This is a genomic window from Streptomyces spinoverrucosus (assembly GCF_006539505.1).
GTDB classification, from domain to species: Bacteria; Actinomycetota; Actinomycetes; order Streptomycetales; family Streptomycetaceae; genus Streptomyces; species Streptomyces spinoverrucosus.
On record NZ_BJND01000025.1, the window covers coordinates 57,899 to 72,575 of the forward strand.

The 14,677-nt window shown below is 69.0% G+C and carries 7 protein-coding genes and 1 pseudogene; 5 read left to right on the plus strand and 3 right to left on the minus strand.

Going from position 1 to position 14,677, the window contains the following annotated elements; all coding sequences use genetic code 11:
• Window positions 1-15: 15 nt before the first annotated feature.
• On the minus strand, window positions 16-1,968 hold the full coding sequence (locus SSP24_RS18585; protein ID WP_229866183.1) for an RICIN domain-containing protein: 1,953 nt from the start codon (window positions 1,966-1,968) through the stop codon (window positions 16-18).
• A gap of 880 nt (window positions 1,969-2,848) precedes the next feature.
• On the opposite strand from SSP24_RS18585, the gene SSP24_RS18590 reads away from it, so the two are divergent.
• The 4 genes and pseudogenes from SSP24_RS18590 to SSP24_RS18600 all read left to right on the plus strand — a co-directional run bounded on the left by SSP24_RS18590 (window position 2,849) and on the right by SSP24_RS18600 (window position 8,152).
• Window positions 2,849-4,279: a glycoside hydrolase family 43 protein gene (locus SSP24_RS18590; protein WP_141310758.1), complete on the plus strand. Its 1,431-nt coding sequence runs from the start codon at window positions 2,849-2,851 to the stop codon at window positions 4,277-4,279.
• 240 nt (window positions 4,280-4,519) lie between these two features.
• Window positions 4,520-5,382: pseudogene (locus SSP24_RS18595) on the plus strand (family 43 glycosylhydrolase); the annotation flags it as partial.
• 72 nt (window positions 5,383-5,454) lie between these two features.
• Complete coding sequence (locus tag SSP24_RS44175; RefSeq protein ID WP_229866197.1) at window positions 5,455-5,835, plus strand: AbfB domain-containing protein; 381 nt, start codon at window positions 5,455-5,457, stop codon at window positions 5,833-5,835.
• Window positions 5,836-5,884: 49 nt separating this feature from the next.
• The gene (locus SSP24_RS18600) at window positions 5,885-8,152 is read left to right on the plus strand and encodes a glycoside hydrolase family 97 protein (RefSeq protein WP_141310759.1); all 2,268 of its coding nucleotides are present in this window, start codon (window positions 5,885-5,887) and stop codon (window positions 8,150-8,152) included.
• A gap of 107 nt (window positions 8,153-8,259) precedes the next feature.
• Here the strand turns inward: SSP24_RS18600 and SSP24_RS18605 are convergent, their stop codons facing one another.
• Window positions 8,260-10,281 carry a glycoside hydrolase family 31 protein gene (locus SSP24_RS18605; RefSeq protein ID WP_141310760.1) on the minus strand — a complete coding sequence of 674 codons (2,022 nt, stop codon included), beginning with the start codon at window positions 10,279-10,281 and terminating at the stop codon, window positions 8,260-8,262.
• Between the two features lie 241 nt (window positions 10,282-10,522).
• Complete coding sequence (locus SSP24_RS18610) at window positions 10,523-11,629, minus strand: SGNH/GDSL hydrolase family protein (RefSeq protein ID WP_141310761.1); 1,107 nt, start codon at window positions 11,627-11,629, stop codon at window positions 10,523-10,525.
• Window positions 11,630-12,452: 823 nt separating this feature from the next.
• Here SSP24_RS18610 and SSP24_RS18615 point away from each other — a divergent pair.
• Window positions 12,453-14,669: a serine/threonine-protein kinase gene (locus SSP24_RS18615; RefSeq protein WP_141310762.1), complete on the plus strand. Its 2,217-nt coding sequence runs from the start codon at window positions 12,453-12,455 to the stop codon at window positions 14,667-14,669.
• The last annotated feature ends 8 nt before the right edge of the window (window positions 14,670-14,677 follow it).

A 14,677-nucleotide genomic window follows, 5' to 3' on the forward strand; every position in this document is an offset into this window, starting at 1 on the left:
GGTCGTCCGGGATCGTCAGAGGGCGATGATCTGCCACTGCTTCTCAGGCGCGCGGTTGTACGTGGACTGGTTGATGTTGGCCCCGTCGGCGGTCGAGCCTCCGTCGACGTTGAGCGACAGCCCGCTGAACCGGTTGGTGAGGTAGTAGTAGCCGTCGCCGGTCGGCGTGACCGCCCAGTGCTGCTGGGGAACGTTGTCGTCCCTGTAGATGGCGACGTTCCCGCCCTCCACCCGCGAGAGTCCGGCCACCTCCATCAGCTTGCCGCTGTTCACGTTCTTGATCTCGTAGTAGCCGTCTCCAGTGGAGGCGAAGGTCCACTTCTGGGCGGTGTTGTTCAGCCACGGCCACTGCTGGATGTTGGTGCCGTTGGCGGTGCCGAAGTTGAACACGTCGGCGACTTTGCCGCTCTTGCGGTTGACGATGCGGTAGACCGTGCCGTCGCCCGGCAGGACTTTCGACACCAGTACCGGCTTGGCCGTCCGGCCGCCGATCCTGACGCCGCCCATGTTGGCGTAGCCGCCGGTGGCCGCGTTGGCCTGGATCCGTACGAAGCCCACGTTCCGGGCGGGCCATTCGGCCACCTTGGTGGCGCGGTCGCCGGCCCAGGTGCCGGTGGCGACCTGGGTGAAGTTCGTGCCGTCGGTGCTGGTGGAGATGGTGTACGAGGTGATGTCGCCGTCGGTTGAGTTGCTGCGGTTCCACTGCTTGGGCAGGTACTCCAGGGTGGAGACGTTGCTCCACACCCCGCCCAGGTCGATCGTGATCGAGTGAGGCAGGGCCGGGGACAGTCCCCACGTCGACCAGCAGGTCTCGTAGCCCCTGTCGCTCAGCCCGTCGATGGCGTGGAGCGGTCCCTCGCCGGTGCGGAATCCGGTCGCGTAGGCACTGAGGGGCGTCACGGGGTGCTCGACGCGCAGCATCTGCGTCGGCAGTGGCGGCCTGGACGTGTTGGGGCTCCATGCCGCACCGACTTCGGCGAGTCGGTTGACGATGTTGGTGTCCAGCTTGCCGTTGCGGTTGGGCGGGCAGTTGAGGATGAACGAAGTGTACTTCGGTTCCAGGTCGGCCAGGTGGGACAGGATCGCATCCTTGCTCATCAGGCTCTCGGTCGGCGTGGCCGGATGCCAGAACCAACCGTTGCTGATCGTCTGTCCCTGCGTGGCGGCGTAGGTGTTCCCGGCCGGCGCCGAGACGCCCAGCGGCTCCTCGAAGTAGATCGCGTCGCCGAGGAACGGCACCGACAGCGCACCGTGGTCGATCATGACGATGTCCGGCTGGAGGGACTTCACGTGCTCGCGGATGCGCTGGTACGAGACGGCCTGCTGGCCCATCTGCCACGCATAACCGTCGGTGATGAACATGTCGATGGTGCCGTAGTTGGTGAGCAGCTCGGTGATCTGACCGAGCATGAAGGTCATGTCGCTGGGCTGGATGGCATCGGTGATCTCGAGACCGGACACCTTGTGCCGGCTCTCCCACGCCTCGACGCCGAAGGTGCGGTCCCATATCGAGTAGTAGAACCCGACCCTCAGCCCCTTCGCCCGGAAAGCGTCGCAGTACGCCTTCACCACGTCCTGCTTGTAGGAGCTGTTCGCGACGTTCTGGGTGCCGTAGGCGCTCGGCCACAGGGCGAAGCCGTCATGATGCTTGGTTGTCAGGATGCCGTAACTCATCTTCGCCGCCGCGGCGGCGGCCGCCCACTGGGCACAGTCCACGGCCGTGGGGGCGAACAGAGCGGGGTCCTGGTTGGGGGCGGCCCACTCCTCGTTGGTGAACGTGCCCAGACTGAAGTGGTTGAACATGCCGAACCGCATGTTCACCAGGTTCTCCAGATTGGTCTGGGGATCCGCGGCGGCCGCCTCCGCCAGCAGGGGCGACAACGCGGGGACCACGGGCAGCGCGGTCGCGGCCACAGCGGCGCCCGCGGCACCCAACAGGGTGCGACGGGACAGTCTTCCTGACGACATGGGCTTACTCCTACGTCCAGGGGAATTCGGCGCCTGCATCCACGGGAAACCGCTTCGTCCGTTCGCGGGAGGGAAGCGGCACTCCCGACGATTTGGGCACGAGGGCGTGCCTTGACGGGGAGAACACACGAGTGGCGCGGTACTCCTGGGTGTCGGGTACCGGATGTTACGCATGAAGTTCGGCCATGTAACCCGTCCATGTCAACGGGCGTGCAGGGATGAACTGCCTTTCACGAGAAGTCGTTTTGCCGGTTAACAGCAGTGATATTGCGATTCGCCCGTCGCTAGACATCGCATGTTTAGCGCGTCCTTGCGGGCCCCAGGGGCTACTGCTGCCGGAGGTGTTGACGCATCCTGCTTCCCGCACTTAACGTCTGCGCGACCGTACGAACATCGTTCGATTTATCGAACATCTCGCTTCGGTGGACTGGGGGCCGGCTACGGAGGCCTCCTTCCACCGAGCACTGGGAGGCGCACCGCACGGCGCGACAGCGGTCAGGACCTGGAGGCGGAGACCGGGTCGACCGCCGCTGATTTCGCCGTACTCCGAAAGCCGTTGGGCTTGGACAAGAGAGAAACGCAGGAGAGAAACAGGAGCCGCACGAGAACGGGACGCCGCAGTGGCACATGCGAAGAGCCGCCTCGCAGGAGCCGAAAGAACCACCAGACCGTCTCGCCGCACCGCGCCCACGCGCGCTCACCACGGCGAAGTGCACCCGCACACAGGAGACACGCCGCTACCCGGATCCAGCCGGCCCCTTCCGCGTCGTGTGGCAGCCGGTCCTGTCCCGCCAACACCGATATCGGAACTCCCCCCTGCCACCCCGATTTGGGCGCTTTTCGCCCGGTGATGGCCTTTGTGGAACGACGGGAGACGTACATGTCCGCGCTTCGCGCCCGGCTGTCGGCGATATTGCTCGCCGTATGCCTGCTCCTCACATCCCAAGCCTTGATCACACCGGACCGTGCGGCTGCTGCCGACCCGGGCTACCTGATGGTGCACTTCACCGGGGAGGGGGCGACCAACCAGCAGATGTACCTCTCGCACAGCACGGACGGCCTGCACTGGAACGACCTCAACGGCGGCGCCATGGTCCTGCGTTCCACGGTCGGTACGAAGGGGGTGCGTGACCCCGCACTGGTGAGATCCCCCGACGGCAGCAAGTACTGGATCATCGCGACCGACCTGTGCTGGGGCTGCGGGTCGACCGTGGACGGCTCCATCAACAACGGCAGCCGCAGCATCGTGGTGTGGGAGTCGACGGACCTGGTCAACTGGTCGCAGCCGTGGCTGCTCGACGTCGCCGGCGCGATCCCCGACGGGCGCAACGCCTGGGCACCGGAAGCGATCTGGAACCCGGCCACCAACGACTACGTCCTGTACTGGGCGACGAACGTGCCCCTCGACGGCAAGACGAAGCACCGCATCTTCTACGCCCGCACCAGCGACTTCCGCACCATCACCACCCCGCAGATCTACATCGACCGCCCCGGCACCCAGGAACTCATCGACACCCAGATCGTCGAGATGCCGGCCGGCGTCGGCAACTACCGCTACGTGCGGGCCTCCGGCGACGGACAGATCACCCTCGAAGGCAGCAACTCGATCCTCGGCGCCTGGACGAACCTCGGCAACCTCTCCGGCATCGGCCTGACCGGTGCCATGGTCGAGGGTCCGATGTGGATGAAGTTCCGCGACCGCAACGAGTGGGCCCTGTACCTCGACCAGTACGCCTCCCGCGGCGGGTACATGCCGGTCACCACGACCAACCCGTCCAGCCCCGGCAGCTACAAGCTCCCGGCCTCGGGAAGCTACAACATGGGCGGCACCAAGAAGCGCCACGGCTCGATCCTGCCCCTGACAGCCGCCGAGGAGGCCCGCGTCCTCGCCCGCTGGCCCAACACCCCGGCCAAGCGGCTCCAGTCGTTCAACTTCCAGGACCGGTACGTACGGCACGCCAACTTCGACGTGCGCATCGAGCAGAACATCACCGGTACGGACGCCCAGTTCCGGCTGCGGCCCGGCCTGGCAGGCTCCGACACCGTCTCCTTCGAGTCGGTGAACTACCCCGGCTACTTCCTGCGGCACTCCAACTACGACTTCCAGCTGGTCCACAACGACGGCACCGCCCAGTTCGCCGCGGACGCCACGTTCCGCCAGGTCGCCGGCCTCGCCGACTCGAGCTGGTCCTCCTTCCAGTCCTACAACCACCCCGACCACTACATCCGCCACCACTCCTACCAACTCCGCCTCGACCCGATCACCACCGCGACAGGACGCAGCGACGCCACCTTCCGCGTGACGAGCTGACCCGACGCCGACAGGGATGCCGGCGCCTTCACGGCGCCCCCTCACGCCAACCACCCGACCAGCGGAGGAGGCGCCGGCTTCCCCTCCACGTCGCGCACCCTGCCACAGCCATGTTTTCTTCAGGGATGTGAATCCATGCACAGCGTGACCCGCCGCGGATTCCGGCCGGGCGCTCTGGCCGCCGCGGCCGCCGCCTCACTGCTGTTGGGCCTTGCCGACCCTGCCGTACCCGCCCAGGCTGCCGAGAGCCCGGTCCTGCCAGGGCTCACCGCCGACCCGAACATCATCCGCTTCGGCGACACCTACTACATCTACCCGACCACCGACGGCTTCCCGAACTGGAGCGGCACGCAGTTCAAGGCGTACTCCTCCAAGGACCTGGTCAACTGGAAGGAGCACGGCGTCATCCTCGACCTGGGACCGGACATCAGCTGGCCGACATCCGGGCCTGGGCCCCGGCGATCGAGGCGAAGAACGGCAAGTACTACTTCTACTACTCCGCCGACACGAACATCGGTGTCGCGGTCTCCGACTCGCCCACCGGCTCCTTCAAAGACCCCCTGGGCAAGCCGCTGATCGCCCGCGGCGCGTACACCGGCCAGATGATCGACCCGGCGGTCTTCACGGACGACGACGGCCAGTCCTACCTCTACTGGGGCCAAGGCCGCGCCCGCGTGGTGCCGCTGAACGACGACATGATCTCCTTCGACGCCTCGAAGGTCACCGACATGACCCCACTCGGCTACAACGAGGGCACCTTCGTCATCAAGCGCAAGGGCGCCTACTACTTCATGTGGTCGGAGAACGACACCCGGGACGAGAACTACCGGGTCGCCTACGCCACCGGGCCCTCGCCCACCGGCCCCTGGACCAAGCAGGGCGTGATCCTGGAGAAGGACCTCTCGCTCGGCATCAAGGGCACCGGCCACCACTCCGTCGTCCAGATCCCGAACACCGACGACTGGTACATCGCCTACCACCGCTTCGCCATCCCCGGCGGCGACGGCACCCACCGTGAAACGACCATCGACAAGCTGGAGTTCACCTCGGACGGCCTGATCAAGAAGGTCGTCCTTACCCTGAGCAGCATCGACCCGGTCACCGCCGGCACCGCCCTGCCGACCAACACCACCCGCTCGCTCCGATCGGTCAACTTCCCCGGACGCTACGCCGTCGTGCGCTCGGACGGCCGCGGTTACCTCGACCCGGTGACGTCCTCCAGCGCCACGGCGGTCAAGCAGAGCGCCACCTTCACCATCGTCCCCGGCCTGGCCGACTCCAAGTGCTACTCGTTCCGTGACTCGTCCGGCCGCTACCTGCGCCACTTCGACTACCGGGTCCGCTTCGACGCGAGCAACGGCACGACGCTCTTCAACAAGGACGCCACCTACTGCGCCCGGCCCGGTTCGGCCGCCGGCTCGGTCAGCCTGGAGTCGTACAACTACCCCGGCCGCTACCTCCGCCACTACTTCTACGAGCTGCGCCTCGACGCCTACCAGGACAACGCCACCTTCCGCGCCGACAGTTCCTTCACGGCGGTCAGCCCCTGGTCCTGATCCATTCCCTCGCTCGCCAGTCACCCCCTGCAACCACCCGGAAGGCCGCATGAAACTCCTCCAACGAAGCGCGATTCGAGTCGCCGGTACGGCCGCCGCCGTCCTCGCCGTCACAGGCTCGGTCACTGCGGTGCCCGCATCCGCCGCCACGCCGGGGAACTGGACCTCGGTCCAGCCCGGTGTCGCACAGACCGGCTGTGACGGCGTGCGCGCCACCGTGGCGCTGGACGCGAACGGCGCCCTCTCGCTCGGCGCGACCTGGAACTGCCGCCAAGCCCTGATACCCGCTCCGATCGGGCTGGTGACCAGCCAGGTCGACTACACCACCGGACTGGAGTTCGTCAGACGCACGGATACGCCCATCTCGTACAACTACGAGGTCAAAGCGGGGAAGTCCCGCGTCCGGACGCGGTCCGCGACCGAGACGAGACTGGTGTTCGCGAAGGGCTCCGCCCAGATGACCGTGCACGTCCGCACGTCCGCGGACGGTATGGCGCTGCGCTACGAGCTGCCGTCGGGTGCGACGGTGCTGAGAGAGGCGACGTCGTTCGAACTGCCTACCGACGCCCAGCTGTCCCGGCAGGTGTTCAGTCCCGATCACGAGAGGGGTTATGTGACCTCTACGGTCGCCGACGTCCCGACGGGCTCCTACGACATGGGCATGTTGGCCCAGCAGACCAACGGCGCGCGGGTACTGCTCGCCGAGTCCGGTGTGGACGGTGACTATTCGGGTGGCTCGTTCACCCACACCCAGGGCACCGGCCGGTTCACGGTCGCGCTGGCCGACGCGCAGGTCGTGCGATCCGGCGCGTTCACCACAGCGTGGCGCACCGCCACCATCGGCAGCACGGCGACGGTCGTGGAGTCCACTCTGGTCGACGACGTCGCGCCCGCGTCGAAGATCTCCGACACCTCGTGGATCAAGCCGGGTGTCGCCGCTTGGCCGTGGCTGGACGGCATGTTCGCCACCCAGCGCGACCTGACCAAGCTCAAGCAGTGGGCCGACTACGCCTCCTCGCAGGGCTGGCCCTACCTTCTTGTGGACGACGGGTGGAAGGACAACCAGGCGATCATTCCCGAGCTCGTGACCTACGCCCGGGAGCGCGGCGTGCGGATCATGCTCTGGTACCACTGGCAGGACCTGGACACCGCCGCCGAGCGGGACGCCCAGTTCACCAAGATCACGGGGTGGGGTGTCGTCGGCGTCAAGATGGACTTCATGGGGTCCGAGACCCGGGCCCGTCAGCAGTGGTACGACGCGGCCCTGGCCGACACCGCCCGGTACAAGCTGATGGTCGACCTGCACGGCTCGCGCCTGTCCGTCGGTGTCCACCGCACCTGGCCGCACGTGCTGACCAATGAGGCCGTCCGGGGCGAGGAATACCCCGGCGGCCGGGACATCGGGCACGTGGCCGCGCTCCCGTTCACTCGCGGCCTGCTGGGCCCGGCCGACTACTCGCCGATGAGCTTCCAGCAGCGCAACCCGAACAGCGACGCCGCCGAACTCGCCCTCGGTGTACTCCTGGACAGCGGCATCATGCTGCCCGGCAGCCGCATCTCGGACTACCAGGCCCGGCCCGAGGCACAGCGGTGGCTGCGCATGCTGCCGACGGCGTGGGACGAGACGAAGTACGTCCAGGGCGACCCGCTCACCGGAGGCGTCATCGCGCGCCGCGACGGCGACCGGTGGTTCGTCGGCGCGCTCAGGCGCGGCGGCGCCACCACCATCAGCTACCCGACCACGTTCCTCGGCTCCGGTACCTGGCACGCCGAGATCACCACCGACGGCTCCAACGGCCTCACCCGCACCAGCAAGGTCATCCAGGCCGGTGACACGCTGAGCGTCCCGGTGGTCGCGGGCGGCGGACATGTGGTCAAGCTGACCAAGGTCCCGGTCATCCCGACCGGGAACCGCACGGTGACCATCGCCGGCAGCAGCCACGTACTCGACGTGAAGAGCGCAAGCCTCGCGAACGACGCCGCGATCATCCGCTGGCCCAGCGCCGGCGGCACCAACCAGCGCTTCGCGTTCGTGCCCCTCGGCGACGGATACACGCGGATCGTCAACCAGGCGAGTGGCAAGGACGTCGTCATCATGTGGGCCTCCCGCGACGCGGGCGCGAAGGCCGTCCAGTACCCGTACGAAGCCAACGCGAACACCAACGACGAATGGCTGGCGGAAGACGCGGGCAACGGCCGTATCCGGCTCCTCAACCGCCACAGCGGTCTCTACCTCACCGCGGGCAGCGCCCAGGGCGACCAGTTGGAGCAACGCCCGTTCGACGGCGCCGGCCACCAGATGTTCACCGTCTCCTGATGCCGCTGACATGCGAGAGGCGTTGACGGCGTTCACCGGTTCTCACATGTCGGCTCGCTCGACACTTCGACCTGTGTTCGGAGTGTCGAGCGAGCACACGGCAAGATCTACCGGGCGAGCATGCCCCGCGGCCACGCGCTGCCACCGCCGCACGCCGTCGGGGCGACATGGGCCCCCTCGCGGAGGAAGATGGGAACGCGTTCCAGCGGGGCGTCCGCGTCGAGTGTGGTACCGCCCTCCACCACGTGTCCGGTGACCGGGTCGCGCCAGCGCGCGCCGGACGGCAGGTAGACCTGGCGGGTCCGCGCGCCCGCCTCGTACACGGGCGCCACCAGCACATCGGGTCCGAGCAGGAACTGGTCGTCCACCTCCCAGGCGTGCTCGTCCTCGGGGAAGTCGAAGAACAGCGGGCGCATCGGCGGTGCGCCGGTGCGGTGGGCCTCCTCGGACAGCCGCGTCAGGTACGGGCGCAGGCGCTCGCGCAGCAGGAGGTGGTCGCGGAGGATGCCGTAGGCCTGCTCCCCGTAGGACCAGACCTCGTTCGGGCCGCCGGTCATGTCCGCTGAGAATGTGGGGTAGTTGGGCTTCCGGTCCCCGTGCAGCCGCATGACGGGGCTGAAGGTGCCGTACTGGAACCACCGGATGAGCAGCTCACGGTACGCGGGGTCGTCCGGGTCGCCGCCGCCGAAGCCGCCGATGTCGGTGTTCCACCAGGGGATGCCGCTCATCGCGACGTTCAGCCCGGCCCTGATCTGGCGCGCGAGGGAGTCGAAGGTGGTGGGGATGTCGCCGGACCACAGCAGGGCCCCGTGACTCTGGCTGCCCGCCCACGCGGACCGGACCAGGGAGAGCGGCCGGTCCTCGCCGGCCGCGCTCAGGCCCTCGGCGACCGCACGGGTGTGCAGCACGGGGTAGAGGTTCGCGACCTCGGCGGCCGGCCCGGCCGCGTAGACGGCGCGGTCGGCGACGTCCGGTGGCAGATCGGGTTCGCAGGCATCCAGCCAGAAGCAACCCACGCCGAGTGAACGGTAGTTGTTGTTCAGCCGCTGCCACAGCGCCGCGCGTGCGCCGGGGTGGGTGGCGTCGTAGTACGCCATCGGGCGTGTCAGCGCATCCCCGCCGTGCCGGGACGGCCACGGGAAGGTGAGCAGACCGCCGTCCTTGTCCTGTACGAGCTGCCCGGCCGAGCGCAGCGCGTCGTAGGTGTCGCTGCCGGGCTCGACGGTCGGCCACACCGAGACGGCGAGCTTCACCCCGAGGTCTGTCAGCTCCTTGACCATGGCGGCGGGGTCGGGCCACTCGCTCTCCTCGAAACGCCAGTCGCCCATCCTCGGCCAGTGGAAGAAGTCGCAGACGATGACGGACAGCGGCAGTCCGCGCTCCTTGTACTGCCGTGCCGCCGCGAGGAGTTCGTCCTGGGTGCGGTAGCGCAGTCTGGACTGCCAGAAACCTGACGCCCACTCGGGCAGGAGCGGCGGACGTCCGGTGGCCCGGGTGTACGCGTCCATGATCTGGGCCGGGGTGTCGCCGGCGGTGATCCAGTAGTCGACGCGCCCGCCGGCGTCGGCGGTCCACCGGGTGGTGTCGGCACCCAGTTCGACACGGCCCGTGGCGGGGTTGTTCCACAGCAGTCCATAGCCGCGCGAGGAGTGCAGAAAGGGGATGGCGGCCACGGTGTTGCCCTGGACGAGGTCGATCACACAGCCCTTCTGGTCCAGGCGTCCGTGCAGATGCTGCCCGAGGCCGTGCAGCCGTTCCCCGTCGTACGCCTCGAAGTGCTGCTCCGTCCGGCCGCCCGCCGCGTGCACGCGGGGGCCGGCGTGGTGGGTGTACGGGGTCTTGTCGGCGAGGAGTTCACGGCCCGAGGCGGCGTGCAGGAACCTCAGCCGGCCGTTCGCCGACGCCTCGACGGTGAGGCGGCCGTTGACCAGGTGGGCGGACCCGTCGTCCCGTATGGACGGTTCGGTGTGCGGGGAGGGGCAGGGGCTCTCCAGCGCTCCGGGAGCGGCGGGATCGATGGCCCCGGCCGAGGCCCGGACCCGCACCGCGTGCGGCCCCCAGGGCTCGATGCGGAGGATCTCTTCGGCGGTGTGGCGCTCCAGGCCGCCCGCGCGGATGCGGTACGTCATGGCGATTCCTCTGTTCTTCTCAAGGGCCCGGACACGTGCGTCAGCGCGGGCCGTGGTTACGGGCCGGTACCGTGTGCGGCGGTGCCTGGGGCGCCTCGGGCGGAAACGTAGAATCCCCGCCTTCTTGGCCGGAGTCCGCCCAGGACTACTGACCTCAGCCACGGCGGGCGCCGCACCCGGCGGTGCCCGCCACCGATGTTCTCCCAGGACCTGAGCCGGGCTCAGGCCCCGGGAGCGGAGGTCATCCGGCGGTCAGAGTGGTCCACTTCTGGTTGGCGCCGCCGTGGCAGTCCCACAGCTGGAGCTGCGTGCCGTCGGCCGTGGAGAAGCCCGGAACGTCCAGGCAGCGGCCGGAGGCGGGGTTGCGGTAGCCGCCGTTGTACGGCTGCCAGACCTGGTTGGCGCCGCCGTGGCAGGCCCAGAGCTGCACCTTGGTGCCGTTGGCGGTGGCCCCGCCGGCGGCGTCGTGGCACTTGCCCATGGAGCGCAGGGTGCCGTCGGTGTAGGCGGACCAGAGCTGGTTGACACTGCCGCTGCAGCCCCAGATCTGGACGGCGGTGCCGTCGGTGGTGGCGGCGCCGTTGACGTCCATGCACTTGCCGGAGGTGCCGGACTCCACGCGTGCGGCGGCGGGGGCGGGGTTCCTCAGCCACCCGGCGCTGTCCGCGGTCCGGATGCCGCGGTGGAAGGCGTCGGCCATCTTCTGGTAGCCCGAGTCGTTGGGATGCAGGGTGTCGGCCAGGTCCGCCGTGGTCAGGCTGCTCATGTCCACGTAGGCGACCTTCTTGCCCGCGGCCTGCGCGTCGCTCACGATCCGGGGAATGGCCTGGTTGTACGCGGCCCGGTACTGCTCCTCCGAGCCGCTGGTGGACACGACGAGGGAGGCCACGAGGACGGTTGCGTCGGGGGCGGCGGCGGTGATCTGGTTGACCAGTGACTTCAGCCGGGCGGTGGCCGTGGAGACCTGGTAGGACTCGTTGAGGTCGTTGGTTCCGATCATCAGCGTCACGACGTTGGGCCGGTAGCGGGTCAGCGGAGGATCTGCGAGTGCGGCGATCTGGTGGATCTTGTATCCGGAGTGGCCTTGGTTGTCGGGGTCGGACATCGAGCCGCCCCGCAATGTGCCCACGAAGTCCAGCGGATGGCCGTCCGTCGCAAGCTTGTTCCACAACGGCGCCCGGTAGCCGTTGCCCGTACTGCTTCCCACGCCCCAGGTTATCGAGTCTCCCAACGGCATGACCCGCAAGGGCGTGGTTGGGGCGGCGGAGGCAGGGGTCACACCTGTCACTGTCACCCCGAGCGCGGCGGCGACAAGCGAGATCAGCGGACGAAGCCACGGCTTTCTCATGCAGGCGTCCTCTTCTGCGAGTGAGTGATGAGACAACGGGGCTGATCGTCGTTCGCGTCAGCAACTCGGCCGTCGTGCCCTGTTGTTGGCGTCGGCGGCCGCCTGACGTACTGGCAGAACGGAGTGGATGGGCGGGTCGGCCCGAACCGGCCTCACAAGCGCATCCGTATAGATACCACGATCCCGGCTGGAACATCCCATGAATGCCCAGAAATCGTGGATCGGTGGCAATGGGCGAATCCTGCGCTGCTTCGCGCCAAGGGCGCTGCCTCTGCGGTTTGTTCGCCGCCCTCGCCCTCGCTGATATCGGCCCGCGAACATCCTATGTCTGGTTGCACGGGCCGCCGCCATCGCGCAGTGCCGGCTGTGTCTGGTACGGGATCTCGGTGTACGGGACGGGAAGGTCGCCGTACGTGGTCATCGTCAGGCTGGGGAGAGCCGTCCGGCGCCGTTGAGCGCGTTCGACACCCTGGCCCGTGCGGTCATGGCGCCGAGCGTGGGGGCCGCCAGACACGCGAGCCCGCCATGTGTGACTCAGAGCCCTGTGAGGGCTTGCGGTTAAGGCCTTAATCATTCAACCTGACCCAGCGACGGCGGCCGGGACGGCCGCCGGGTGAGGAATGATCAGATGCCAGATGCCTTCGGCGGCACCTCTGAAGGGCCCGCGAGTGGCCCGCCGCTCCGAAAGTCACACTGGAGTACTAGGGCCTGTCGTTTGGATCAGGTCGGCTGAGAGGGACTGCGCTTTTCGGACGCCGGCATGATCCAAACGACAGGCCCTAGGGGAGGGCATGGATGACAGCGACGGGGGCGACGGCACGCGATGGGGGAGACCAGGCTGATCCAGGGCCGGTACCGGCTGCTGGACGTGATCGGGCGCGGCGGCATGGGCGAGGTGTGGCGGGCGCGTGACGAGTCGCTCGGCCGGCACGTCGCCGTGAAGTGCCTCAGACCCCTCGGCCCGCACCACGACCAGTCCTTCACCCGCGTACTGCGCGAAAGGTTTCGCCGCGAGGCCCGGGTGGCCGCCGCGCTGCAACACCGCGGGGTGACCGTCGTCCACGACTTCGGCGAGTCCGACGGGGCGCTGTTCCTGGTGATGGAGCTGCTCCAGGGCCGCAACCTCAGTCAGCTGCTGGAGGACAACAAGAACCATCCGCTGCCGGTACCGGACATTGTCGACATCGCCGAGCAGGTCTCCGATGCCCTCGCCTACACCCACCGGCAGGGCATTGTGCACCGCGACCTAAAGCCCGCGAACATCGTGCGGCTGACCGACGGCACGGTGAAGATCTGCGACTTCGGCATCGCCCGCCTCGGCGCCGACATCGGCCACACCTCCCGGCTGACTGGCACCGGCGTCGCCATGGGCACCCCGCACTACATGTCGCCGGAGCAGATCGGCGGGGCCGAGGTCGACCACCGCAGCGACCTGTACTCGCTGGGCTGCGTGCTGTACGAACTCGCCACCGGAGTGCCGCCGTTCGACCTGGGCGAGGCGTGGGCGATCCTCGTCGGCCACCGCGACACCCCGCCCGAGCCGCCCCGCACCCACCGCGCCGACCTGCCCGCCTACCTGGAGCAGATCATCCTGGACCTGCTCGCCAAACTCCCGGAACAACGGCCATGCGACGCCACCGAGTTGGGCCGCCGGATCGGCGCGGCCCGGACCGTACCGGCGTATGTGCCGACCGTGATCAGCGCCGAGCCCGCCGCCCGTGCGGAGCGGCTGCCGTCCTGGACCCACGGCATGACCACCGGCCCCAAGGCGGTCGGCACCGCACTGCGCACCCCGCCGCCGGACGCCGGCGCCGGACTCGCCGGCGAGTGGATCGCCCGCCCCATCACCGGCCCCGCCCCCCTTCCGGTGCCGGACACCCCTCCCGACCCGCCGGAGGACGCGCTCACCACCCTCGCCGGGCGCCACAACGCGGGCCTCAGCCTGGCGCGCCTCGGCCGCTTCGCGGAGGCGGGCGAGGTGCACCGCGCGGTCGCCGCCGAGCGCGAGCACCTCCTCGGCCTCGACCATCCAGACACCCTCACCAGCCGCTACGAGGTCGCCTTCACCCTCAGCCGCACCGGCCGCGCCGCCGACGCCCTGCGCGAGTACACGCACGTCGCCCGCGTCCGCGAGCGGGTGCTCGGCGCCGAGCACCCGGACACGCTCGCCGCCCGGCAGGAAACGGCTTACGTGCTGGGCCAGTTGGGCCGTCCCCTGGAGGCGCACCAGGTGTACACGTCGGTGCTCGCCGTGCGGGAGCGCACCATGGGCGCCGACCACCCCGACACCCTGCGCTGCCGCCACAACCTCGCCTTCAACCTCAGCAGACTCGGCCGCCTGGAGGACTCGTACCGCATGGCCTGCGACGTGGCCGAGGCCCGCGCCCGGGTGCTCGGGCCCACTCACCCCGACACCCTGGTCACCCGGTACGAAGTCGCCTACGCGCTCGGCCAGTTGGGCCGCTGGCCGGAAGCGCTGGACACCTACCGCGAGGTCGCCGAGGCCCGCGCCCGGGCCCTCGGCCCCGACCACCCCGACACGCTCGCCGCCCGCTACGAGATCGGCATCAGCCTCGGCCGGCTCGGCCGCAGCGCCGAGGCGCTCAAGCTCTACCGCGACCTGATCGACGACCGCACCCGCGTCCACGGCCCCACCCACCCGGAGACCCTGCGCGCCCGGCACGGCCTCGGCGTCAACCTCGGCCGCCTCGGCCGCTGGGAGGAGGCCCTCACCGAGTCCCGTGACGTGGGCGCGATCCGCGAGCGCGTCCTCGGCCCCGACCACCCCGACACCCTGATCAGCCGCCGCGAGGTCGCCGTCGGTCTGGGCTGGCTCGGCCGCTGGGCCGACGCGCTCACCGAGTACCGCACGGTCGCCGACACCCGCGAACGCCTCCTGGGCGCCGACCACCCCGACACCCTCGCCGCCCGCAACGACGAGGCCCACTGCCTGGAGCAACTCGGCCGGGGAAAGGAGGCGGTGGAGCTGTACCGCAGGGTCGCGGAGTTGCGCAGGCAGCGGGACTCCCACGGGGGCTGACCGGGCCG